The sequence below is a fragment of the Photobacterium kishitanii genome, from assembly GCF_000613045.3.
Lineage (GTDB): Bacteria > Pseudomonadota > Gammaproteobacteria > Enterobacterales > Vibrionaceae > Photobacterium > Photobacterium kishitanii.
This window is the reverse complement of record NZ_LN794353.1, coordinates 79,532-104,872: the sequence shown is the minus strand read 5'-3', so window position 1 is coordinate 104,872 and position 25,341 is coordinate 79,532. Positions and strand designations below refer to the sequence as shown.

Annotated in this window: 18 protein-coding genes; 8 read left to right on the top strand and 10 right to left on the bottom strand. The window is 39.5% G+C overall.

Annotated elements, in window-relative coordinates; all coding sequences use genetic code 11:
• Positions 1 to 56 precede the first annotated feature (56 nt).
• The 4 genes from PPBDW_RS15690 to PPBDW_RS15675 are packed head-to-tail and all read left to right on the top strand — an operon-like array spanning position 57 to position 6,175.
• Positions 57 to 1,499, top strand: coding sequence for a site-specific integrase (locus PPBDW_RS15690; protein ID WP_036790134.1), 1,443 nt, complete (start codon positions 57 to 59; stop codon positions 1,497 to 1,499).
• Positions 1,489 to 3,165 (top strand): site-specific integrase, encoded by a 1,677-nt coding sequence (locus tag PPBDW_RS15685; protein ID WP_054262124.1) that lies wholly within the window; start codon positions 1,489 to 1,491, stop codon positions 3,163 to 3,165. The genes PPBDW_RS15690 and PPBDW_RS15685 overlap by 11 nt, the downstream gene beginning before the upstream one ends.
• Positions 3,162 to 5,735 carry a hypothetical protein gene (locus PPBDW_RS15680; protein WP_036790131.1) on the top strand — a complete coding sequence of 858 codons (2,574 nt, stop codon included), beginning with the start codon at positions 3,162 to 3,164 and terminating at the stop codon, positions 5,733 to 5,735. The genes PPBDW_RS15685 and PPBDW_RS15680 overlap by 4 nt, the downstream gene beginning before the upstream one ends.
• A complete protein-coding gene (locus PPBDW_RS15675) occupies positions 5,732 to 6,175 on the top strand; it encodes a hypothetical protein (RefSeq protein WP_036790129.1) in 444 nt (147 codons plus the stop codon). The genes PPBDW_RS15680 and PPBDW_RS15675 overlap by 4 nt, the downstream gene beginning before the upstream one ends.
• Positions 6,176 to 6,329: 154 nt before the next feature.
• Here the strand turns inward: PPBDW_RS15675 and PPBDW_RS15670 are convergent, their stop codons facing one another.
• Positions 6,330 to 7,496, bottom strand: coding sequence for a hypothetical protein (locus PPBDW_RS15670; RefSeq protein WP_424022321.1), 1,167 nt, complete (start codon positions 7,494 to 7,496; stop codon positions 6,330 to 6,332).
• Between the two features lie 158 nt (positions 7,497 to 7,654).
• Between PPBDW_RS15670 and PPBDW_RS15665 the strand changes: the two genes are divergently transcribed.
• The gene (locus PPBDW_RS15665; RefSeq protein ID WP_036790126.1) at positions 7,655 to 8,884 is read left to right on the top strand and encodes a ParB N-terminal domain-containing protein; all 1,230 of its coding nucleotides are present in this window, start codon (positions 7,655 to 7,657) and stop codon (positions 8,882 to 8,884) included.
• A gap of 44 nt (positions 8,885 to 8,928) precedes the next feature.
• Here the strand turns inward: PPBDW_RS15665 and PPBDW_RS15660 are convergent, their stop codons facing one another.
• The 4 genes from PPBDW_RS15660 to PPBDW_RS15645 are packed head-to-tail and all read right to left on the bottom strand — an operon-like array spanning position 8,929 to position 16,337.
• Positions 8,929 to 12,186, bottom strand: coding sequence for a type I restriction endonuclease subunit R (locus PPBDW_RS15660; RefSeq protein ID WP_036790123.1), 3,258 nt, complete (start codon positions 12,184 to 12,186; stop codon positions 8,929 to 8,931).
• An 8-nt stretch (positions 12,187 to 12,194) separates the two neighbouring features.
• Complete coding sequence (locus PPBDW_RS15655) at positions 12,195 to 13,331, bottom strand: DUF4268 domain-containing protein (protein WP_036790120.1); 1,137 nt, start codon at positions 13,329 to 13,331, stop codon at positions 12,195 to 12,197.
• Positions 13,332 to 13,348: 17 nt separating this feature from the next.
• Positions 13,349 to 14,644, bottom strand: coding sequence for a restriction endonuclease subunit S (locus PPBDW_RS15650; RefSeq protein ID WP_036790117.1), 1,296 nt, complete (start codon positions 14,642 to 14,644; stop codon positions 13,349 to 13,351).
• The gene (locus PPBDW_RS15645; RefSeq protein ID WP_036790114.1) at positions 14,634 to 16,337 is read right to left on the bottom strand and encodes a type I restriction-modification system subunit M; all 1,704 of its coding nucleotides are present in this window, start codon (positions 16,335 to 16,337) and stop codon (positions 14,634 to 14,636) included. Before PPBDW_RS15645 ends, PPBDW_RS15650 begins: the two co-directional genes overlap by 11 nt.
• A 266-nt stretch (positions 16,338 to 16,603) precedes the next feature.
• Here PPBDW_RS15645 and PPBDW_RS15640 point away from each other — a divergent pair, with 266 nt between their 5' ends.
• From PPBDW_RS15640 to PPBDW_RS15630, 3 genes are all read left to right on the top strand, one after another.
• Complete coding sequence (locus tag PPBDW_RS15640; protein WP_054262123.1) at positions 16,604 to 17,065, top strand: GNAT family N-acetyltransferase; 462 nt, start codon at positions 16,604 to 16,606, stop codon at positions 17,063 to 17,065.
• Between the two features lie 145 nt (positions 17,066 to 17,210).
• A complete protein-coding gene (locus PPBDW_RS15635; RefSeq protein ID WP_036790110.1) occupies positions 17,211 to 18,818 on the top strand; it encodes a hypothetical protein in 1,608 nt (535 codons plus the stop codon).
• 420 nt (positions 18,819 to 19,238) lie between these two features.
• Complete coding sequence (locus tag PPBDW_RS15630; RefSeq protein WP_181950652.1) at positions 19,239 to 20,225, top strand: phospholipase D family protein; 987 nt, start codon at positions 19,239 to 19,241, stop codon at positions 20,223 to 20,225.
• 151 nt (positions 20,226 to 20,376) lie between these two features.
• Here the strand turns inward: PPBDW_RS15630 and ltrA are convergent, their stop codons facing one another.
• From ltrA to PPBDW_RS15605, 5 genes are all read right to left on the bottom strand, one after another.
• A complete protein-coding gene (ltrA, locus tag PPBDW_RS15625) occupies positions 20,377 to 21,849 on the bottom strand; it encodes a group II intron reverse transcriptase/maturase (protein WP_036792702.1) in 1,473 nt (490 codons plus the stop codon).
• A gap of 759 nt (positions 21,850 to 22,608) precedes the next feature.
• Positions 22,609 to 23,073, bottom strand: coding sequence for a GNAT family N-acetyltransferase (locus PPBDW_RS15620; protein ID WP_036790105.1), 465 nt, complete (start codon positions 23,071 to 23,073; stop codon positions 22,609 to 22,611).
• A 139-nt stretch (positions 23,074 to 23,212) separates the two neighbouring features.
• Positions 23,213 to 23,677, bottom strand: a complete 465-nt coding sequence (locus tag PPBDW_RS15615; protein ID WP_036790102.1) for a GNAT family N-acetyltransferase — start codon at positions 23,675 to 23,677, stop codon at positions 23,213 to 23,215.
• 374 nt (positions 23,678 to 24,051) lie between these two features.
• Positions 24,052 to 24,417, bottom strand: coding sequence for a hypothetical protein (locus PPBDW_RS15610; protein ID WP_243423024.1), 366 nt, complete (start codon positions 24,415 to 24,417; stop codon positions 24,052 to 24,054).
• Between the two features lie 715 nt (positions 24,418 to 25,132).
• Positions 25,133 to 25,300 carry a GmrSD restriction endonuclease domain-containing protein gene (locus tag PPBDW_RS15605; RefSeq protein WP_107188685.1) on the bottom strand — a complete coding sequence of 56 codons (168 nt, stop codon included), beginning with the start codon at positions 25,298 to 25,300 and terminating at the stop codon, positions 25,133 to 25,135.
• Between the last annotated feature and the right edge of the window lie 41 nt (positions 25,301 to 25,341).

Genomic DNA, 25,341 nt, shown 5'->3' with positions numbered 1-25,341 from the left:
TAAACCGTGTCTACTATAACTTCACAGCTAACATACTTTGTAGGTGGCATAAGTTCATGCATAGCGTTAAACAAGTATCAAATGGCAAACATTCACACTGGGTTATGTTTGACACAGAAACGTGTATGCCTACGCTCTATCCCACCATGTATTACATGAGTGAGCTAGCAACCCGAGCATCTGAGACTCAGAAAAAGGCGCTATATTCACTAACGTACTTTTATAAATTTTGGGAGCGAAAATATGGCATATCTTTTTGCCATTACTTACAGCGTAATGACTACGATCTGGCTGAGCCTATCGTGGAGCTGGATAATTATTTCGAGTTCCTCTGCTCTAACCAACATCTACATGACAACCCGATAGATGGCATAGTTCACTATTTAGATTATGCTTCAGATAGCGCAAAAAAAACCAATGCGAATCGGGTTCGTGCCGGAATTAGATTTCTTAAATACCTGTCTCGTACATACGCAACAGTTAAATACCTCGATATGTCCGTGAGCGACTGCAAAAAACTTCGATTACAGTATGAAAAAGATCTCGCCTCTATGAGTAAAAGGTTGAATCTAATCGAAAAAAGTAGTGAATCTAGTGACCGTAAGCCATCGTATCAGAGTATTCCAAAATCAATGCGAAAGGCTATCATGGTGATATCAATACCATCCACACCGAGTAAGCCGAATTCACGTAACCCCTTTTCCACTACCTACCTTCAAATCCGTAATGATTTACTGGTCAGGCTCTATTTTTACTATGGCTTACGAGCAGCTGAGGTTTTATTGCTAGATAGGCGATCATATAAAATGAGTGCGCCAGACCCGAGTGGCGCTGTCAACTACATGCTAGTCGTTACCAATCGAGAAGAAGGCGTAATCGATAAACGAACCCGCAAGCCTGCTATAAAAACTGGGCATTCACATCGCATATTGTCATTAAGTAAGCGCGATTATTTACACCTAAAGGGGTTCACTGAGCAGTATCGCAGTCAGCATTTCAGTGATGGAGTCCATCATGATCATGGTTATATTTTCACTTCATCTGTAGCCCCTTTCAATCCGCTTTCGTATGAAGCAGTAAGGGATATATTCCATGCCCTTGATAGTACGCTGACAAAGCACTTTCCGATGTTTAGAGATACCACGCTTTATATTGACCTACCCAAGTTGACCCCCAAGGTTGCTCGTCACACTTGGGCATATGAACATCTTGACCACCTGTATAAGTCAGAGCATAGAAAAGCCGTTGATATGGCAGTAAGTACTGGGCAGATATTGAATAACAAAGAAATAATGTCAAATGCAATCAATACCCTACGATCTCAGGGGGGCTGGTCAGAAAACAGTAAAATGCCTATGAGATATGCGAGGCGTTTTTTTGATGAACAAGGTAATTTCCGAAACCTTGAGCGCATTGAGGCAGACAGTACTGATATACAGCGGAGTTTCAAGGCACAGCTAGAGACTGAAGAAACCGAGGGTATTTTCTATGAATTCTAATAATGTTGTTAATTCCAGTAGCACTAGCCAACATGAGTTATTCTCGGCAGCCCAGAAGGCAGCAATTAATGATCTTCCCCTTCCTAAAGAGCTAACTTTTTTAGCGGCAGGTGAATTCGATACTAAATCAATTATGACTTACAGCGATGAATGGCGTTATCGTTATTCTGGTAAAAAACACGCCTTATTCGTAAATAGATCTTCATGTCCTTATAAAAATAAAATAGTTAAATTCGGAGTAACCCAATACTTAATTGATAAATTACCATCTCACTTAGTTAACTTTGTTGCCTGCATATATGAGTTATTTGATTGGCTTGAAGTACATCAATTAGAGTTATCAAAGAAAACCTTAGTCGATTTACTTGATCGTGGAGTATGGGATGAGTTTCAGTGTAGAGATAGAGCATTCTATAGTATCCTTTTCCTTGCGCGCACCTTATCTAAATATGATTTCCCAATGATTGGCGAAGATATTGAGGACGATTTAATACTCATTGCACGTCCACAGAATGATACTTTTCTCATTTATCAAGAAATTGATAATGTTATATCAAACGAAACCCTAAGCATGATATTGAACGGACTCTGGGAAATGAGTAAATCATTTGATGAAGGGGAGGAATTCAAAACTGAGCACCTGATGGATGCGAGTATACTAGGGCTGGAATATGTCACAGGCGCTCGCCCTGTCCAGTTAGATAAGTTGGTTGCTTCAGCTTTAAATGAAGATACAAAGGTAAAAAAAGGAGAAATTGGACGATATTCTATAGCTATACCTTATGCAAAAACAGGAGAATTAATATATGACGTTGAGCGTATCAATGTAGCCTTGCCATATGAGGTCGCAAATCTAATCAGGGCGTACATTAAACAAAAAGATTTATGTCCTGAGAGCAAGCTATTCCCCACTTGGTCTAGCTCAAGCGATGGATTTAAAAGAGCGTTGAACCGTCAAATATTGAGGTTTTCACCTAAAGAATATCAGGCACTTGTGCGGGAAGATAAAACTGCCATAAAACAGTTTACCCCTTCAGAGTTCCGCCACAACGTGGGGCACTCATTGGCTATGCAAGGCGCAACCGCGGCTGAGATAGCTTTTGTTTTGGGTCACTCTTCTGAGGTGGTTGCAAAGCATTATATTTTAGCTACTCCTGAGCTAGCACGAGTGCGCTACCGTGCATTAGGCGTGAATGCGACATGGCAGAACATGATGGCTTTGATGATTACGGGGGATCTTGTTTATGCGGAAGACTGGCATGGTATCAAGGTAGCTGGAATTGTCGGTGGTCAACTCCACACGAATAGCGGCGGCTGTGGAAGAATTTCCAAGGAATGCCCATTCGCGGAGCTAAGGGCCTGCTATGGATGCCTATACTTTCGCCCTTTTATTGAGGAGGGTGAGCATGAGCAGGTACTCTTGGGAGTGCAAAAAGAAATCACTGAAGCAGTGGCACTTTCTAATGCTGTTGGTAATGCTCGAAATCCTGCCGTGGAAATCCTGACTCGGATGAAAGAGAACATCATGCTAGTCATGAAGCGTGTTGAAAATTCCCCCCCAAGACCTGCGCGTAGCATAGTTTCAGATACCGCCCCTTCATCGAATCGGTTATCCAAATCATCGTCAGAGACCATTGCTGCCACGAAACAAGGAAAACTGTTATGAATGATAGTCGTGAAAAGCTACAGGAATTTATAGCGACACAAGAAAGGCGCTGGAATATTCGTAATGAAAACTTTGGCGATAGCCTTGATTGGAATGCAAAATCGCACCACTTAGGGGCAAAAGGCACTGGCTGGCTTAAAACCAGCGGTCGTTCGGTTAAGGCAATATTCATTTATACAGGGAAGGCTTTTAAGCAGCCTGACGTACAAATTAAAGACCCTCTATATCAAAATTTTATTCGTGCGTATTTCATGTCAATCATTCCGCTGAATGAGGCAATGCCTTCAGCATCTAAAACATATGATACTATTCAGTTACTTAGGCATCTTTATCGATCCTTGATTGAAATTACAGGGCAAACTAACCCCGTTTACCTGAATCATGAAGTGTTCAATCATGCTATAGGACTAATTGCTGAGGCAAAACCTGATGATTTAACAAATGTTGCGAATAATGCGACTCGGCTACAATCCATTTCAAAAAACATTGATGCATTAGGCTTTACCCTAACACCGACAGACTACAACTCCACTTACGCCAGCATTAACACCAATTATACGAAGAAAGCCCTGCGAGCAAAGGCAGCAAAGGAGATCCCAGACGGTTGCGCTGACAGCACAGTCCCAGACGATGAAGATAAACTGATTACCATCAAGGCTTTTCTCAATATTGTTGCCTTAATTAGCCTTACCGAAAGCGTTGGGGAGAAAATTGTGCTTAATCTCCTACTTTTACTGATTGTAACGGGTTTCAGATTTGAGGAAGCATCAGGTGTGCAAGAGGATGCCCTAGAGAAACTTCCAGTTAAAGGTGATGCGCTCGCGCTTGCTAAGAAGTTTAATTTACCGTTGTATGACTTAAAAATAAAATACCTCGGGTCAAAGCATTCGTCAGCGACCGCACATTGGGTAGAGCCAAATGCGATCTCGTTAGTTGAATCAATATTTGCCGCTGTGATTAGCTTGACTAAACCCTTTCGTGAGGTACTGATAACACAAAGACAGTCAGGATTTACCAATTTTTTACCTGCTAGCCTACCTATTGGAATAGATGGTATGGTGGATTTATCTGATATGGATCGGTATTTAATTAATACAGCAGGTACAGGTACATCTGCCGCAAGAGATAAAGTAAAAAAAGCATTAAATAATTATAAGATCTTTCCTGAGATTGACAAACCAGACCCAAAAAATTCGTCTCGGAATATAACTAGGTACTCAGCTCAAACTCTTAATCGTGATTATCTGAAATTTGTTACCGACAAAAAATATCTACTTAATGGTGATGGTTTCTTTCGAAATCAGCCCCATAAAGGCAAGCATATTCGAATCAATTACGAAAAGTTATTATTTATTTATCCAGAGGGAGCTAGCTCTATTGGGCAGAAGCGATCATATAACAATATCGTTCGTGATGTTGCTGCACCAGAGATTGGTCGTATATTAGGCGAAACAAATAGAAATGGTAAAACTACTGGCGTTTCATTCTTTAAAAAATATGGCTTATTTGAAGAAGATGGCTCAACCACAGCATTGACAACGCATATACCTAGACACAATGTGAATACGTTCCTTTCTATTGCTAATATTTCAGAGCATTTACAGGCGATGCTCATGGGGCGAAGTAATATATTCCAAAATCAGCATTACCAACACCTAACAATAGCTCAGAAGCTTAAAACGCCATCGTTATCTGAGTTTGATGAGCTAGAGAGTAAAGCTCAATCTTATGAGGCCAAAGATGCACCTAAGGCTGATAATTCTTATGATAATGATCCGCAACTTGATTTGTTCTCTGCTAGTTTCGAAGCTGACGTTAACGTAACTCCTCCCGACATCGACCAGAGCACTGATCTCGATGAGCTGTTTGCAGGTACTCTTGATGACTCCATGACGACTAACCCTGTCGAGTATGTCAAGCAGACAGGAGCTATGATATTTGCTCCTGATTTAGACTTAGAAACGAATATTAAAAATAGCCTGCACACGCTGGGTTCCCATGAGGAAAATGCGGCTTATCTAGCTAAAAATCTTTCAGAAAACTTCATGCCTGATCTGAATAATAGCTACTCAGAGCTTATGGGTAATGGCGATAAAGAAAAAGCAAAAGACTTACTCAAAACACATTCACACCTAAGTCCACTGCCGCTAGGTACATGCACCCGTAACCTCGGTCTTTGGGGTTGTCCATTTGGGGCGAAGTGTCAGGCAGGACAAGAATGCGCCTATCACGCCCTGACGGGACGCGCAGGTGAAATAGAAACAATTGTAAATCGCTCTATTAGCAACAAAAAACACGCTGGAGTACTGTCTAAACTAGCCCAAAAAGATAGTAGCTATACCGAGTCATTAACTCAAATTGAATCGAGCTGTAAAGTACTGGAGCGCATGAAAATTAAATCAGCTGAAGCTCTATCTAAGGGTATTGTTGTATCACTGATTGAATCCCCGACAGCAGAGCAGCTTGCAGTTAATCAACGACCTACGACTCTTGCCGATATGTTTTCGATTGATCATATACGCTTAGAGAAGGAAAAAAAAGAAGCTAAGGATAAGGAAGTCAATCAATGACAGCACTCAAGGGACAAGCCTTGGATGAAGCGATTGAAAAAGAGCTAATCCTAATTACTAATGAGGGTATGGTACAGGAGATAACACCGACACTTGTTCATTGCCGACTCAAGAGCAAAGGTATTATTCAAGGACAAGTGAGTACCTTATCGACTCCGACCAGAAAAGCGTTAATTCATAAATACAATCTTCAACTGCTGAATGGCCTTGGGCTGACTCCGGCAGAAGAAGGACTCATCCTTTCTAGAAATAGTAAGGTGGCTTTTATGCAGCGAATAAAGAAGCTTCAAGCAGAAAAAGATGAATTAGAAGTTCAACTTCAAAAAAATACATATACCATGCTGACTATCATTAAAATGCTGAAAACTCAGACAAGACTGCCAATCGAAGAAGTGCTATCCCCCTATTTACTAGATAAATTAAAGGATAATAAGGACTAGCGACAGGAAACAACAGAAAAGAAAAAATCCAATCAAAATTTGTATTCTCAACTAAAGCTAAACTTATTAATAATCTAATTATTCATTATCGATTTACCTACTTCTAGATGATAGTATCTTATAGAAGTAGGTAGCCAAATTTAATGTACTGACTTCAGACCAAAGCTAAAAAGTATTGGGCTAAACCATTTCTAAATTCACGTGTTGAATTAGCCGTATTCTTAAACAGTCGTCCATTAGAATCCAATCCCATTACCCCACAATTATGCCAATGTGTTGCTCTCTTACTGTAATCAAGTCTTCCTAAGATCAAACCTGCCTGTGTAATATCTTCAATAGAAGCACCATCAGCAACCAACTTATAGACAACTAAAGATAGAGCTTGCCAAATTTGAGCAGATAAACGAAAACCACCTCTTGTAAGTTTATTATTATTCTGTAATGGCTGAAGCCACGCTTTTAGGAAGGCCTCAATATACTTGATGTAACCGTCCTCAAGTACTTCTGACATCCTTTGTCCTGAAGCAAAAGTTACATCGTTAGACATCATGGATGTTTCCTGCACTTGTGAGCCAGCAACAGAGCCGACAATAAACTTAAACAGAATATACTCTGTCGTTAAATAACTATCAGATGCTTTAACATGTTTAGATTTTGTTGATACACCACCATATTTTTCAAAGTTTAAATTCTGAGTTAACTGGTCAATGAGTGGTTTCAATGGGAATGTATTATCTGACTTGGAAAACTGAGTTAAATGCAAACCTGAATGTTGGCGATTATATTTAAAGAAGAACTCTCTAACCTGCTCTTCACTAAGACCATTTTCATCATCAAAAACAAACGTCAGCATTACCTCATCTTTCGCTAACATTTGACGATAAATACTATTTTTTTTAATTTCAGATGAACTAAGTCTTGATGAAAAGAGAGGGGCTTTTATTCCAAGAGTTTTAAGCATTGCGACTAAAAGTAAAACATTACCAACAACAAATGTAGATGCACGATCATACTCAAGACTTCCACATTCACCTGTAGTAACAAGCGTCGGATTACCTTCCAAAACAACAGTCAATGACAACGGAGAACCCAACTCCCCCGTCAGCAGTTCATTTTTGATGTCTTTTTGGATATCACTCACTTTTCTTAGATTAGTTTTATTTTTCGCCGCGTCATAAATAACTTCCAGATCTGGGTATACGCGAGTAACGGACAAATAATTTTCAAGCTCAATTGCTGGTAAGTAAGTAACTAAACTCTTTACAGATTTTCCAACACGGGAAGCTAACCGTCCGGTTAAATATAACTTGGACAAACTCACTCTCACATCTAAAAATATACATTCTGCATAGTCTAAATTAAAAAAAATACTTGATCAGACGCACACGTCCGATCAATCATGTCAGAGCAAGTATACCTGTACTCATAGCACGACAAGGAAATTAGTCTCTCAACGTAATAACACTCTTGGATACTCAAATGAATGGTAATAAAGAACGATCCCAGAACGATGACATTAGTGATAATCCACTAGAAAAGTCTGTCGTTGACAGTTTAGTTAAGCGCTATAAAGAGAAAAATAGCACTAGTTATCAGGCTAGCTCTCAAGAGCTTGTTGACGCATCAAATGAAAACCTTCCAGCTGAGCAGCTATATGAGATTTTCAAAGATAAATCAAAGTACTACACTAATATTAAATTAGTTAAAACTAGCCTCAAACATGTCGAAGTTTACATTAGCCCTAGGTTAGCTCGAGATATGCTTGAGTTTTCACAACGTGGAGCTGTAAACAAACAAAACAAAAATAGGAAACTTAGTCGAACGAAAATAAACAAATATGTAGAAGCCATAAAAAATGGTAAATGGTGCCTTACAGGAGAACCAATAATCGTTTCCGCTGATGGTGAAATCCTGAATGGACACCACCGATTAAAAGCATGTGTCGAGGCGGGAGTAGGATTCATCGCGACCATCACATATGGTGTTACAGATGATCTATCTTTTGCTCACATTGATGTGGGTAACATGCGTTCAAGATCACAAGTATTAGAGATGGCAGGAGTAAAAGTTAGCGCATCTGTTCTATCTCGTGTTGCTATGCTGGCGAAGGCTTTTGATATGACAAAAAATCTATTCGACTTTCGTGGTACTCAGGGCACCTCTTTTCAACCAGCTGAAATTTTAAGTTACGTCGAAGATCACGAAGAATTAGCACTTTCTGTTGATTTTGTTTCAAAAATCGTCAAACGCCACAAACGAGAGAGTCAGGTATCTGAACCCATTTACGCTTTTGCACACTATCTAATAACACAGAAACTAAATCAGCACACTTTTAACGAACTACCAATAACGCCAGAAGTTTATCTAACAAGGATAATTTCTTCTCTAGGTCTAGAGTCTGAAGATGATGTTGAATATCAAGTTCGAAATTACCTTCAATCATTAGTACACGAGTCCACCTCATACTCTTTACTATGTAAACTATCAACAATATTCAAAGGCTGGAACATGCATTTAAATATTCCTGTTACTGGAAATAAAGTGATAGTCAAACGAGTAGCACTCTTTAAAAAAGATACCGATGGGAACAAGATACCCCTACCTTCAGCTGGAAATATCAATGAAGCATTCACTATTCCTTGTATTTCCAAAGGCTCAACACCAAAGCGAATTCTTAAGCAGAGTAATGCTCAGATAAAAAAAACATAAACTTAAAATGAAATAGGCAAGGTATCAAACCTTGCCTTTCAATATTACTGATACCAGCCATCAGCCAGTACTTCTGCTTGCTCAAGCACCAACTTAATCGCTTCATCTGCCTTATCTGGCGGGTACTTCCAGCGACGTAGTAGGCGACGAACAAGGTTACGCATTCGAGCTCGAACACTTTCTCGTTTTTGCCAGTCTACTGTTGCTGACTTACGTAATTGTTGCGTTAACTCAATAGCTAGGTTCCGTAAAGTATCATCCCCCAGTTCACGTACAGAGGCTTCATTCACCACTAACGCTCGATAGAAAGCGATTTCATCAGGAGAGAGGTTTAACCCAGATGCCATTTCGGCATCAGCAGCCATCTCTTTCGCCCACTTGATCAACTCTTCGATTACCTGAGCCGTTTCAATACTACGGTTATGATACTTTTGCAGTGTTTCCATGATGCGATCTGAATATTTCTTCTCTTGAACTACGTCATTCTTCATTCGTGCTTTAACTTCATCACGCAAAAGCTTTTCAAGTAGTTCAACTGCAAGGTTTTTCTCTTTCATGTTCTTCATGTCTTCCAAGAACTCATCAGAGAGTAAACCAATATTGGGTTTATCAAGCCCAACCATAGAGAAGATATCATCCACACCATCAGCAATAATGGCGTTATCCAAAATCAGCTTTAGTGCACTATTTCGCTGTTCGTCACTGCGTTTTTTATCAACCGTTGAGTGTTTAACAAATGCTGTCTTAATCGCAGAGTAAAAGGCTATTTCGTTCTTATAACCTTGAGTCTCATCCATCGTATTACAAAGAGAAAAAGCTTTGGTCATCGCCGCCATCACATCTAAGAAACGACGCTTACCATCACGTTCTTCTTTACCATTACTATTGGTATGCGATAAACCTGATAAATGATTTACTGCTCCCGGTAGCAAACGCAAAGCATTGGTTTTAAAATCAGGTCGATAGTTAAAGACTTGTCCATCGACTGGCGTTGCAAACATACCTCGAACTATATCAATTTTTTCCATTAATACAGCAAAGGCTTCGGCGGTATCGACGGTTGGCTGTCCTTTACCTTGACTGCTGGTATAGGTTTTAAGGGCTTTTTTAAGCTCACTCGCAATACCAATATAATCAACAACCAAACCACCGGGTTTATCTTTGAAAACACGGTTAACACGGGCAATCGCCTGCATTAAGTTATGACCTTTCATTGGTTTGTCGATATACATGGTATGGCAACATGGGACATCAAAACCTGTTAGCCACATATCACGAACAATCACCAACTTTAGTTCATCGTTAGTGTCTTTATAACGTTTCTCAAATAGCTTTTTAGTCTTTTTATCATGAATGTGGGGCTGCATCTTCGCCTTATCAGACGCTGATCCTGTCATCACGATTTTAATTGCGCCCTTATCTGGATCGTCATGATGCCATTCAGGTTTAATTGCAACAATTGCGTTATACAGATCAACGCAAATCTCTCGGCTCATCGCCACAATCATAGCTTTGCCGGAAAATGTTTCAGTACGAGTGGTGAAATGTGTAACCAAATCTTGTGCCACTTGAGCAATTCGAGGTTCAGAACCAACCAACTTTTCTAGTGTTGCCCATTGCGATTTGATTTTCTCACGAGTATCAGTTTCATCTTCCTCGCTGATTTCGTCGTCAACCAGATCATTAAGTTCTTCAATTTCATCTTGGTTGATGTTTAATTTTGCTAAGCGAGATTCATAATAGATGGGTACTGTTGCACCATCATCGACGGCATCTTGAATATCGTAAACAGAAACATACTCACCAAATACGCCACGGGTGTCTTTATCGTCCATAGCAATGGGTGTGCCTGTAAAACCAATAAAAGACGCGTTAGGCAGCGCATCACGCATGTATTTGGAATACCCAAACACATACTTCGAACCTGTAACATTGCCCTCAGCATCTTTTACGGAGACTAACTTAGATTTATTACCATATTGGCTACGATGTGCTTCATCTGACACCACCACAATATTGGCGCGTTCAGATAAAATAGGATGGTCTGTTTCTTCTGCAAGCAGGGCAAACTTCTGGATAGTAGTAAAAATAATACCGCCAGATTTACGGCTCAATAACAGCGTTCGAAGTTCATCACGACCATCAGCTTGCTCTGGTGTTTGCTTTAATGTGCCACTCGCCATACCAAAGGTATTAAACAATTGGCTATCAAGGTCATTTCGGTCGGTCACAACAACAATGGTTGGGTTATTCATCGCTGGCTGTTGCAGCAGTTTACTGGCGTAACACACCATTGAAATACTCTTACCACTACCTTGAGTATGCCAAACTACGCCAGCTTTACCGCTACCTGCTTTGATCTTATCTAAACCTTTGGCCGCCTGAACTTGATATTTACCCATGCTTTCAGCCACCATAGGCAGATCAGCATCAGCCTGTTTAGCTTTCACCGTGGCCTCTACTGCCGCACGAACGGCATGGAATTGGTGATAACCCGCAATCTTCTTAATGATGTTGTCGTGGTCAGTTTCAAACAAGATGAAATAACGAATGTAATCAAGCAGTAAATCTGGTTTAAAGAAGCCGCGAACCATGGTTTCTAACTGAAACTCTAGCAATGGTTTATCGTCTTCACCTGTTACAGTTTTCCATGGTAAAAAACGCTCTTTGTTTGCTGTTAAAGAGCCGACACGCGCTGTCCAACCATCACTGACAACCAAAGCTTCATTAAATACAAACAGATCTGAAATTTCTTCTTTGTAGGTTTGAAGTTGGTTATAGGCATTCCAAATGTCAGCATGATCATCGGCAGGGTTTTTTAGCTCGATAACCGCAATGGGCAAACCATTAATGAACACCACCACATCTGGGCGTCGATTGCCTTTTTTACCCGTAATGGTGAATTGATTAACCACCAAAAATTCATTGTTATCAGGTTCGTTAAAATCCATTAATCGAGCATGAGTATGTTTGGTTTTAGTTTCACCATCCTCAAACACGCTATATTCAACAGGCACACCTTCAATTAGGTACTTGTGAAAAGCTCGGTTGCTTTTAATCAGTACAGGCGTATCTGGCGTACTGACAGTATTTATAACCACACTGAGGCAATCAGACGGTAAATCTGGATTAAGGATTTCTAGGCGTTCAAGTAAGCGTTGTTTTAATATGACTTGGTGATAATCGTCCCGCTCAGGTGTGTCACCATCAGGGGCAATGTCGTAACCATTTTTATAGAGGTAGCCTTGGTCTGCAAACCAATCAAGGCAGAGCTGTTCTAGTTGGTCTTCTGTGATTTTCATACAGCGTCTTATTCCTCAAAACTGGTGCTTTTCAACTGACGATTGACTTCAAGTAATGCTGATTTAAAGGCTAGTTCAAACTTTGTCATATTCTGTATTAGCCATTCGACGATTTCTGACCAATATTCGCGATTGTAGCCGTCAAATTCCTTACTCACTTTTATTCGACACGCTTTTTTACCATCAAGCCTTTGCCAATCTATAGAAGATCCGAATTTTGCCTCTATGTCAGATCGCTGCTTAAATAACGCATCAAAGACAAAATTGTTTTCTTCTGGTGCCTGTCGGCTGAGATACAACTCGACACGAGCTTCTTTAGTGCCAAATATTAAATTGAACCGACAATTCCTCACACCAGAACCTGCACCTAACCACTGGTCTTTGCTTGGACTAATATTGTCGAACATGCGACAAGAGCTATCAGCCACACTTTCGAGTAACCGCTCCCAGAATTCATGACGAATTTTATGACGATGCTTAATCTCAATGGATGTGCTCTTTTCTTCAGCTTCTTTGGCATTCATACCAATCATCAGCTCTTTCGCCTCTGGAGTTGGTATAATTTGTTCAATATTAAGAAACAGTTCCTGAGCCATGGCATAAGGAGTGACTTTAAAGCATTGAACTTGAATGTCATGATTAAGTAACCACAGTGCTGTACTGGTAACTTCTTTTCTAAAATTTGCGGCGACAAGCATTAAGCGTTGATTAATGCCTGAGTTGAGTACGATTTCACTTAAATCTGGGGCATCAAGAAATTCACACAATAATGATTTTGCATCACCACCATTACAATATTTGTTCAGGTAGCTCTGAAATATTTCAACAATTTGTGATTTGGTTAGGTTAGAACAATAAGACGCATACTTGAGAGCTTGCCACATAACATCCCTGCCAGTGTCATCCAGTTTATTTTCTATGATGACCAAGTTCCCGTCTTTATCTAATGCTAATAGATCCAAACGCTCTCTCGTATCATCAAATCCATCAAACTCTTTTTGAATAATAAGTAACTCTTCACCAAGAGCATCAGGTTGGTTCGCTAACCATTCTTGTAGATGATCACGCTCTCTAAAACCAAGATCAGTGAAACGCTTAGTTTCGATTCTCGAAATACGATTTGATTCCTTATCAATTTTAAACACGTCTTATTGTCCTTATTTTAAACGTCTAACACTTTATCTAACTCGATTTCGCCGGAAAGCAATTTAGGAAGCAAGGTGTCTCGTAGTTCTGATAACGTTGTATTCTCTAGTTGATTCGCCAACATTTTCTCCATTAAACCACCTACGGTTTTGTGAAATGCTTCAAGCACATCAGCCGTTGGGCGAACTAGAGCCACCTTAGAAAAGGTACTTGTGTTCATGTTTAATGTTGCGCTACCACCACTAGCCAAATCATGGAAGTGTTTATTCAAACCCTTGAATTTAAAAAGTAGGTAGTAGAGCGAGTTCTGATCGTAAGGAACAACAGAGTTAATTTGTTGATTTGTATGGCTTGGTTTCGTTGTTATAAAAACTTGTCCAACAGTAGCAATACAGCTCACACAGATACTATTTTCTGGTATACGTTTCTTCGGTTGTGATTCATCCCCAGCCTTCGTCAATGTATCCGAAGTTTCAGTGATAAATACCTTGCCATGCGTATCAGGAATCTTGATAAATGGAACATCACCACCGTAAAAATCAGCATTTTTCTTTGATGGTGTTTTTCCACAGATAACGTTACCAAAATCTTTAATTGACTCGATATTCCAACCATCAGGAATCAAGCCTAACTCAGACTCAACGAGCTTTTCTGGGAATAGCGAGGCAGTAACCGCATCCATACCCTCTGGTTGCTCGCCATTCATCTTGGCTTTTACTGGATCGAAATCGACAAACCATGACTTGAAGATGGCTTGCGCTATTTGTTCTAGGTTTTGGTTGATTTGGGTGTTGAGAGTGATCTTGTCATCAATTGAAGCAAACAGCTTAACTATTTCTTCACGTTTCTGTTGTTCTGGGACAAATACCTCTAGATTCAAAAATGAATCAGTAGCAAGTCTACCGGTACCGTGTCCAGCCAAATCGACAAGAGAATGAATTCGCTCTTTATTGCCAAGTAGTAAATAAGGGATAAACTCTGGCGCTAAACTATCATGTCGCGAAAAAACACACTTAAGATCTTGATTAAAAGCTGTTTTGTTTTTCACGACGCATATTGGAACTGTTTTAACAAGCGTCATACCTCTAGTGAGGATTAATGTTGCCCCTTCATCAACTACTCTAGAGGCTTTTTTTATCCCTTTATCAGTTAACTGGTTTTCTGTTTTATAAATATAAAACTTCTTTAGATCTTTTGCTGATGCCCAGTTATGTACTCCACCCCAGTACGATTCATCCGATTTAGAAGGGGTATTGCCAGATTTAAGCGTAACTAGATCCCCCAAACGAACGTAGGCGTTATCAAAGCTCATAACCCAACCCCGCTAAGTTCTTCTTGATCTCAGCTTCTAGCGTTGCGGATTCTGCAAATTGCTCACTCAACTTAGCCGTTAGCGTTGCCATCTTCTCACCAAATGGGATGCCATCATCTAGCTCTTCCGTCGCGCCAACGTAACGCCCCGGAGTTAATACAAAATCGTGCTTAGTGATTTCTTCAAGGGTTGCTGATTTACAGAAACCAGCTTGGTCTTCATAAGCAATACCATTTACTTCTGCGCCTGTTTTCCATGCATGGTAAAGATCAGCGACTTTCTGAATGTCATCACGAGCGAAATCACGCAGTACGCGGTCTTTCATGTAACCGAGGTTACGCGCATCAATAAACAGCACTTCACCTTTACGAGCACGCAGTTTACGACCCGCTTTATCGGTGCGAGCGGTTTTGTTCTTGGTTAAGAACCAAATACACGCAGGGATCTGGGTATTGGTAAACAGTTGACCCGGTAGCGCTACCATACATTCGATTAAATCGTTCTCGATTAACGCCTGACGGATAGTGCCTTCGTTATTGGTGGTTGAACTCATCGAACCATTTGCTAATAGAAGCGCCTGAGAGCCTTCTGGTGCAAGGTGGTGAAGCATGTGCTGCATCCACGCAAAGTTAGCGTTACCAGTAGGCGGTTGACCATATTTAAAACGTGGGTCGTTATCATCAACGCCAGTGTTCCACTCTTTCATGTTAAATGGTGGGTTTGCCATAATGAAGTCAGCACGTAAATCAGGGTGCTGAACGTTGGTGTAGGTACTGGCTGGCTCTTTACCGAAGTCATAATCTAAACCACGGATCGCCATGTTCATCGCAGCAAGCTGCCATGTGGTGTGATTGTATTCCTGACCGTAGATAGAGATCTTTTGCTTTTGAGTGATTGGATCAATCTCGTTTTTATTAGCATAACGCTCGATAAACTTATCTGATTGAACAAAGAAACCACCAGAACCCATCGCAGGGTCGTACACACGGCCTTCAAACGGTTCAATCATTTCAACAATTAGGGTTACGATTGAGGCTGGGGTATAGAATTGACCACCTTTTTTACCTTCAGCCAGCGCAAATTGACCCAGCATGTATTCGTATACGTGACCTAAGATGTCTTTACTGTTTAAGTCTGCATGAACAAACGGAATAGTCGCAATTAAGTTAATCAACTCATTTAACTTAGCTTGGTCAATTTGTAAGCCTGAGTACGATTTGTTTAGGGCGCCTTTAATTTTTTTATTATCACGTTCGATGGCTTCAAGTGCATTATCAATTAAGTGACCAACAGAGGTGATCTTCTTAGTTTTTCCACCAATATCGAGATCGGCACCACCAATAACAACAGGGCCATTGTCTTGCAAGAACTGCCAACGTGATTCAATCGGCAACCAAAACACATTCTTCTCAGTGTAATAATCACGTTGCTCAAGCTCGATAGCTATTTCTTCTGCTAAATCTTCTTCTGAAAAATCAGCAGGATCTAAATAATATTCATGATCAGGATTAGCTAGGTCAGCTTTGATTTCTTCTTGGCGTAGTTTGAATGCATCAGATATGTATTTAACAAAGATTAAGCCAAGTACAGCGTGTTTGTATTGTGAAGCATCAAGCGATGAACGCAGTTTGTCTGCCGCGTTCCACAGCTTGCTTTCAAGCTCTTTTAAGAATTGTTGTTCTGCTTGTTTCATGGTGGTTTTCTTAATTACGAAATATTTCGCATATTCTACCAGTAATTACGTGGTTTTCATTATTCTCTGCCTTAATTAATAATGAATTTATGACGTAAGGAGCACATTATGAGCGCTTGGAATAAAGGTAAGCGTATTGAGCAGAAGAAAGCGTTTAAATTGGAAGATAATCGTTACTGTTAGTTACACTACAGTTCATATGCAACATTGACATCAATTGAAAATTAAGCGGATAATTATCTATCAATAATCATGAAATTAAAAATATGAATAATCAAGAAACAGCAGAACTTGCATTTAACGCATTTCAAAAAGCCTTAAGTAATAATCAAATTAAGACACAAAAAGGCGATATACATAAAGATATATTAATTCATCACGATACACCTCAAGGTAATCCACGATTTACATATGCATTAATGGCAACAGGAACGAAAATTAAATCGTCTTGCGTTGCTGTTATCGGTGACGCATACAAAGAAAAACCTTGTTTTGATATTGGCGTTACGACATTCCATAAATTTCGTAACCAAGGTTATGCCGAATTAATACTAAATAAAGCTATCGATGAATTAAAAAATGGATTCGGTCGAAACAATATTTTTGAGTTTTATATTGAATTTAAAGTAGACAAAGATAATGAAGCATCACATAAATTGTGTAAAAAATTCGCTGATGAAACTATCGAATCTGATAATAGTACAAGCTATCTAAAGCTTATAAAATAACAATTTAACTGGGTTGATGAATATAACCGAAAAATATCAGCCCAATACACAACCTGCTGCGGCTTAATAAAATTCAGATTTCATTAGTAAGTTCCCGCTATTACCTCAATGTTTACATCGATTCAAAATGACAAAAGGAAATACAGTGGACGCGAACACCCTGACAGTGCTAGCCATATTAGTCGCAGGATATACACTTCTCGCTGATGAGAAACGAATTGACTTAAAACTGAGATTCTCATGGGCTGATAAATCCGTAATTGGATTTCTTGTCAGTATCTTACTCTATACGATCTATCTACCTGTATTGAATGCTATTGACCTAGCCTTGCCACTCAAATGGCTATGGGGTTTTGATGAGAAGATAACAGCCTTTACTGCTATCGTTGCGATCTTACTTTACCTTGCTTTAAAGCTAGGAGGAAAACGTCTGCCTAAATCAAAAACTTCTGATTGGCAAAAAGAATCAAGTCATTTACTCAGAAATCAGAAGTTTGAACAGTTGGCATTCTTACTAGATAAATATCATCATCAATTCTTACTAGCCTTTCATGATCGTTGGTTCGACCGAGTTCGAGCTAGATTAATGGCACCTTATCGTCCTTCAATTCAGGAGTTAATTGATCTGGAATTAGGCAAAGAACCTTATGATAGTTCAATAAGTAGTCGTGTCAAAACAACTCTTATTAATCTAATGAAGCCTTTTGCGTTCACATTGTCGTATTGCTTGCCCGATCATAGAAAATACAAAGAAGATGTATCCGCAAGCATCTCTGACATATTTAAGTCCCACCTTTTTGTAAGACACTTAGCTCGAACACAACCATTACTTTGTGCTAAATTTACAAGAGTTCGTTTTAGTGCTAATGACGAATTTACTACGTTATTTTTAAAAGAATTGATTGCCAACACATCAAGCCCTCTCTACCGAGAACTTCAAGATAATCAAAATTGCTCTTATACAGGTGAGTATTACATTGATGATTCTAACCCCCTGTTAAGCTTCTACTTCAAAGATATCGAAATTGCTTCTCAAGTTGGTGTCTGGAAACCCATTGGCGATTACACAAAAGAATTTATCAAAAAACAGAAGGGAGAAGATAATTACTATAACAAGCCGTTCTCATACACCTATTACGAAGAAGATAAATGGGAATGTCCTATTTTCGTAAGTATTCACTTCTTCAACGTAATGACATCAAGAGCCATTCACATGGGGCATCAAGATCATATGTGGCTGATGTACATAGAAAGATATGTAGATGAAATGATTAATAACTATATGCCTAGCCCCGATGTGGACACAGAAAAAGAGTTCCCGACTCGTTTCGATTATCTCATGTATCAATCGTTAGATGCATTAAGAGACTGGGTTGGCGCAGCCACATACAACTCTGATGAAAATAACAAGGTTCAACTGAATGTTAGCAGTATACCTATAAAATGGGCTGCTTCTACGCTTGGTAGTACACTTTATACTTTAGTTAAGTCGAAAAAGCTTACTGATAGTCAATATGCTTATTATCTTGAAATGGTCGTTAAGTTAATGAATGAGTTGGATGCCTCTAGTAACAAAGCACTTAGCAAATGTATTCTTGAGCATACAACCAAAAAATATGAAGGATCTTCACCGGATAGAGCGGTGATTGACGCTCTGATTCGGTACTACATGCGGATTGACCATGTTCTGAGATCCAAAGAATCAACTTTTGAAAAAGAGCTATCAAATATGAATGGTAAACCTATCCGCTAACGATGCTGCCACTAATTTGAAGAGATGAACTGTAACCACTTCCCGGATAACGACTATAACGTCCACTGCATACTGGACAGTTGGCTGGGGCACTTGCTGCACGGTGCCCCTTGATGGCGCTGTGCATCTTGTTCTTGGTTTGATCCTGCTTTAACTGCTATTTAGAAACACGCCTTAGCGAAAGTTGCATGTAGGTTCTTTGGATGGCGACACTTGGTAACAAGAGTCGCCCATCCGATAAGGGCATTTTATTACTTTCTTTTTAGTCGTATATTACTAGATCATAAATAACATCTAATAATCTAAATAATAATGAAAATAATATCTAACATAACTGGTTCTCACCATTATGAGCTACAGAAATTGTTCACCAAAGGCGGAGATAGACTACTGATAACATTTCCATTCTTAGCATCTAATATGGCCGAGTTTCTAGCTAGTTTTAATTTCAAAGGTATAAAGTGTATAGAGTTAGTAACCACATTTAAAGCAAACGCCCCTGAGCAGCTGACCAAACCGAAACAGTTATTAGACTTTCTTGAGTACTTCCAAATAAATCTTCCAACAATAAAAGTAAAAGTACACATCGATAACAGCCTTCACGGAAAAGTCTATATCGTCACCAACGTCCAAGAGCATCAAGCAATAATAACATCTACTAATTTCACGAATAACGGTCTAAAACATAACCATGAGTGGGGCTTACTGTCTGATCATAGCGAACACTTAATCAACCTTATTGATGAGATTTACGAAGCAATCGAGTATAGAGAGTTAACACTGACTCAGCTAAGAAAATCAGTAATATTTGCTGAACATTATCAATATTCCAAAGTATGGGAAACGAACCAGCCTCAAGCGGATATTGATATACTGCCACGAGTTTACTCATCTGAATGTAACGTAGACAAAGAACCTCTTTACTTCCTAAAGCCTATTGGTACGAGTGAAGATCCCATACTCGTAGAAGATCGTCATAATTTCTCTGATCTCCACCAAAACTTGCACTTTTCGAAGAAAAAGCCTAACGGTGTAACAAAAGGCGATATTGTCATTACAACAGGAGTTGGGTCAGGTTCTTTACTTAGTTACTTTAAAGTCACAGGAAGTTTATTTGAGGTTACGGAAGAAGAAAAAAAACAAGAATCATGGAAAGAACGGTGGCCTTGGTATATGGAAGGACAAAATTGTAGTTGTTCTTTCGGCAGTTTTTGGTGGAAATATGATATTAAGCGTAATGATGTATTAGAAAAATTCCGACAATTATACCCGGATGCACCAGTAACCACATCTGGGAACTTTAGCCTTGGCACACTTAATTTTGGCAGCGATAAGGTACAGATAACCAAAGAATTTGGCGAGTTTCTAATTAGCAAAATAGATACTTGTATAGAACAATCATCGTAAGTCGCTTTTGTCCCAAAAAGCGGTCGTGTAACACATATCTGTCGAGTAGACGACATTTGTTACCAAGTGCCGCCCCTCTAAGAACCGTACGTGCAACTTTCACTGCATACGGCTCAAGCCTCCATTAAGGCATCGTTTGACACCCAGCAACTCATAAAGCAGTTAGAACAGGATCAACCCATGAGTTACGAGCTTGTCTTTTTGACTTCCGCTTTGCCAAGTATTCTTGGTATTCAGGGTCAAAAGGAGTCGCCGCACTCCTGATTTTTACATGTCGCTCAATGGGCACTTTTGCTATTTGGAATAGGTTAAACAGGCAATCCATGTTCATGACTTTCTGCCAACCGTGAAATTGCCATTGGCCTTTACGGTTGAGGAAGTATTTATGAACAACCCAGTCCTTGGACTTGGTTGGATGACGTCTAACTGCCCAGTGCCATAATGCTTGGAATAGATTGTGGCCGACATACCCGAATATCTGCTTAGCAACACAGTGGCGATAGTAATTCGCCCATCCCCTGAGTTTCGGATTTATCAACTTGATGAGATCGTTAACAGGAATGGTTGCGTGCTTTTTGATGAGTTCACGTAGGTTTCTCAAAAATAACAGCGTGTTGGATTTGCTCGGCTTAATAAGCAATTTTCCTTTGTACTTCCTATGGTTGAAGCCCAGAAAGTCAAAGCCATCATCAATGTGAGTAAGCTTCGTTTTCTCTACGGAGAGGGTTAACCCTCTTTCTGCCAAAAAGTCAGCAATCAACGGTTTGATGTCGTTCACTAGCACTTCCTTTGATGAGCAGGTGACCACGAAATCATCCGCATAACCAATAAAGTTGGCTCTAGCGCTCTTTTTGAGCGCAGTGGATTTTATGTACTGCTCTAGCCCTGAGAGAGTCATTAACATCAAGGTCGGAGATATGATTCCGCCTTGTGGTGTACCCTCATCAGTATCATAGAACAGACCTTTGTCCATAAAGCCAGACCTTAGCCATTGTTTCAACATTCGCTTATCTACAGCGATGTTATCAAGAAGCCATTGATGGCCGATCTTGTCGAAACAGGCTTTGATATCCCCTTCAAGTATCCATTTAGCTGATTTCTTTAGAGCCAAACATTTGAAGCATTGACTGACTGCGTCAGCAGTACTGCGATTAGATCTAAATCCATAACTATTGGGATCAGCAAGTGTTTCAGACACAGGCTCTAGTGCTAGTAGGTGGAGTGCTTGTTGCGCTCTATCAACCATGCATGGAATGCCTAATGGCCTGAGTTTGCCGTTCTTTTTGGGAATGTAGATACGTTTAAGTGGCTTCGCTTTATAAGTCTTGCGACTAAGCTGATTGACTGCTTTCATACGGCGTGCATCTGTGTTCCAGATGACACCATCTATTCCAGGCGTTTTACTGCCTTTGTTTTGAGATACTCGCCTAACCGCAAGAAGCTTAGCTGAGCGAGAATGAGTTAAGAGCCACTGTAAGGAGTTCACCTTACCGTATTTCTTTTCTCTAGTTGCTTTTGCGATACGCATTTGAAGCTTTAATACGTGCGCTTCAACGGATTTCCAGTCTATTGACTGCCATTGAGCACCGTCAGAAGATGCACTAATCTCTTTCGAGATCACCATTTGCTTTTCTCCTTGAATAAAATTCTTCAAACTCTCTCGCAAAGGGAGACCAGTCGGAAGTGGGCTCACTTTCGTGATCAGACATGAGTCTGTATCTACATCATTACAATGTAGCTTTCGCTTTTTCCGACCTCCTATACCTGCATCACTATCGGCCACAAAGGCTTTCCCAGAGGGAGTGATACAGGCTTACCCTGTTCCGTATGTCACGTAAAATGTCAGCTTAGATGCCCACTATAGTGCGGAGAGTACTGTGATCACGAAAGAATACTGTCCAACTTCTTTCCGACTCTCATTGCCATTTTGGCCACAGCGTATTAACCACTTCCGCTGCTTCATCACATAACGCACCTTGAGTGGATTCACATACGTTCATCATACTGACTACCTAGCACTCACCCGAATTGTGGTTTTCAGGAGGAACGTCCTCTCACGATTCTTTTCCCACTCAGCCAAACGGCCAAGTTTCGTTACATTGTCCGAGCCGCTGCTTTATTCAGGCTCGTAGGTTCATCTGGTGATACAGACGGTTCACTCATAAAGCGGTGAACAACGCTTCATACGACTTCAGGTCGCACGGACAGAAATGTGTTAGCAGGTTTGTTCTATTTGGGCTGATAGGTATTAGGAAAAGTATGGTAAAGATAAGAAGGTCAGTATCACCCTTTATGATATTCGCAATATATATTTATATATGGTGGCTTGGCCTTGTTCAATACTTTTGATAGGTGTCGACTTCGCAACACATATCCTTATATGTTAATTGTATTTTTCCATGACGAAGTTTCTTAGCTTTTGGCCTCGAACTTCCATTTCTTGAGATTTAACTACTTTAAACCCAAAGTATTCATAAAACGGTCTAGCTGTAATACTTACTTCTGAATACAAACGTTTAATATCACGTTCTTCTGCCACGCTAAGTACATGAAACATTAAAGCTTTACCCACTCCTTGCCCTTGATATTCATAATGGCAAAAGAAATGGTCAATTAACCCATTTGATTGTAAATCAGTATAACCAACAATAATATTATCTATCTCAGCAACAAATGGTGATAAGCCAGACATTCGTTTTTTCCAAACTGAGAAATCAAGACAATCTGGAGCCCACGCCTCTACTTGTTCTTGGGAGTAGTCACGAAGATTAACATTACGAATCGTGTAAAAGTGAATATCCCAAAGTGCTTTAGCATCCGATTCAACGTACTCTCTAATTGTTATCATCGTACTTCCTCCGTAATACAGTTAACGCCCAATTAAGGTGTGAGGCACGTAATACCAATGCTACCGCATACCACCTTAATCACTTAAACTGACGCATAGTAAAAATACCACGCGTGCCGAATCACTCTTTAATTGTTTGTTATGTGTGGATATGATAAAAATGCCCTGACTCAAATTCGTTCTCAGCTACGCACTTTATTTGCCACCCAAGTTTATACGCCACTTTTTGGCTACCCGTATTATCTGAAGCTATGAAAACTTTAACTTGAGTTAAGTCGATGGATTGAGCCAGTTTAAATATTGCTGACTTGCACATTAGAGGCGCTAGCCCTTGCCCCCAAAACTTCTGACGAATAAAATACCCAAAGTCTAGTTCATCATCAAGTAGCGTAATTCCACAAAACCCAACAATTTCGTTAGTTTCAACAGACCTGAACGCAAACCTAGTTTCTGCCTGTTGCTCGTTAGCAAACCAAACCTCAGCTTCTGCATCAGTCAAAGGCCTTCTCGGTCCCAAAAACCTCATAGCATGCTCGTTTTGCAGTAAGTCAAACACAGCACTTCGATCACTATCAACTAATTGTGAAATAAAGATTTTGTCCAAGTATACCTCCTAACATATAACGCTAATTAGACGGCTAAAAGTCGCCTTTAACTCACACATAATGCCGTCTTTCACTTACTGACTCAATTACAAATCAATATCTTATCAACAATGCAAGGGAACTAAGCTGCTAAGAGGTGCATAATTCCTAAATGACCGAAATTCGCATAACTTTTTATAGTGCAAATTCACATTAACAAGATATGAATGAGTAAAAGGTCTAACGCATAATGGGGCACAAACGTTTTAGAGTAGTAGAACTGAGGAGTGTGATCACCAAGCGATTCGTCGTAAGCTAGGTAGATGCATCAACATCTCAAAACTTCTCTGGACAAAATATCCAACTCTTTTGAAGATCAAGAACTACCGTTATTTTAATTGCCTTTATCTGTTTGCAACAATATCGTTGATTGATAAAAAGGCACTCTGCGATCACAGAAAATTTCTAGAAAGTCATCACGAGATTCAGCAACAAAAATAACTCGCAAGTTCTCTATCGATCGGATAGTTAAACGGCTACGTAGCCAACCTGAAAAGTTTGAATCCTTTAATGCTTCAATACCGAAGAACCAAATCCATCGAGGGTATTCATTTACCTCAATAAGTTTATTTAGAGATTCAGACGACCTGAAGTTGTCTTTGTATTCGTTCAAATCTATAGTCTTAACCGATATTCCCAAAGATTCATTAATTCGGCTGATATCAAGAATAAATGAATCTGACAGATTTGCATGGAACACATGATGCCTATATATATGCAAAGCCCAAGTACACCTGACATATCGTTCAAGACCTACTTCATAGTCATTGAAGCTAACATCAATCTCTTCAAGTTTTTTTAAATGCATTAGCGTTCATTTCGATGAGTTTACCTAATAACTTTTGTAGTTATGTCACGATCAAAGTAAGGCTATCATACTTAAGGCCAAGAAGTGATATAGATGTTTTATTAGCTACTACAACATCATTTAAATATCCACCTTTAAACTTTAATCAACTTCATGAAGTTGATAGGTGATAAAATGATATTTTTATAGTAAAACTTGCTCGTTATCATGTGTTTTTATTAACTTCATGAAGTTATTCTTTTCGAATATTAAGTTCAATGCCCTATTTACGCGCTTTTCTATTACTCAAACACACATGAAGTAATGCTCACCGTTTAGAAGTTAAATAGAGTATCAAGATATCGATACTTATAGATATTAAATTAACTCATTGATTTATTAGACCTACAAATACACTCTCTCGTTATTAGATTGAGTGTATTTAACAGTATTAGCTATTTACCATAAAGTACATAATTATCATTGTTTCGTAGAGTATCCTTGATACATTCTGTATCTGGATACTCTATGAAACATGTAATTATTAAACCTAGTTAGATAATCGTTGATACAAAATACCGATCATTATGCTTTCATGGTTATCGATATTATTAAGTCAATCTTGATCTTAGAACCAAGAGTCATAACTCATCATCAAGGTTTGCTTTAAGCTTTCTGTGCGATCTTTATTTGCAGCGTAATACTTTTTCTTTTCTGCTGGCGCATAGTTACTTAACTTTGAATTGGTACTTGGAGTTATTAAACACAAGTTGCCAAAGCGATCAACATTACTAATTGACGACCATGCTTAAATCAACAGGTCAAATAGCATCACTA

Coding starts and splice junctions, on each gene's coding strand:
- PPBDW_RS15680 (WP_036790131.1), top strand. CDS start 3,162: ATGAATGATAGTCGTGAAAAGCTACAGGAATTTATAGCGACACAAGAA.
- PPBDW_RS15650 (WP_036790117.1), bottom strand. CDS start 14,644: ATGAGCTTTGATAACGCCTACGTTCGTTTGGGGGATCTAGTTACGCTT.
- ltrA (WP_036792702.1), bottom strand. CDS start 21,849: ATGGTGATCTCGAAAGAGATTAGTGCATCTTCTGACGGTGCTCAATGG.
- PPBDW_RS15630 (WP_181950652.1), top strand. CDS start 19,239: ATGGCCGAGTTTCTAGCTAGTTTTAATTTCAAAGGTATAAAGTGTATA.
- PPBDW_RS15675 (WP_036790129.1), top strand. CDS start 5,732: ATGACAGCACTCAAGGGACAAGCCTTGGATGAAGCGATTGAAAAAGAG.
- PPBDW_RS15685 (WP_054262124.1), top strand. CDS start 1,489: ATGAATTCTAATAATGTTGTTAATTCCAGTAGCACTAGCCAACATGAG.
- PPBDW_RS15620 (WP_036790105.1), bottom strand. CDS start 23,073: ATGATAACAATTAGAGAGTACGTTGAATCGGATGCTAAAGCACTTTGG.
- PPBDW_RS15640 (WP_054262123.1), top strand. CDS start 16,604: ATGAATAATCAAGAAACAGCAGAACTTGCATTTAACGCATTTCAAAAA.
- PPBDW_RS15690 (WP_036790134.1), top strand. CDS start 57: ATGCATAGCGTTAAACAAGTATCAAATGGCAAACATTCACACTGGGTT.
- PPBDW_RS15665 (WP_036790126.1), top strand. CDS start 7,655: ATGAATGGTAATAAAGAACGATCCCAGAACGATGACATTAGTGATAAT.
- PPBDW_RS15660 (WP_036790123.1), bottom strand. CDS start 12,186: ATGAAAATCACAGAAGACCAACTAGAACAGCTCTGCCTTGATTGGTTT.
- PPBDW_RS15645 (WP_036790114.1), bottom strand. CDS start 16,337: ATGAAACAAGCAGAACAACAATTCTTAAAAGAGCTTGAAAGCAAGCTG.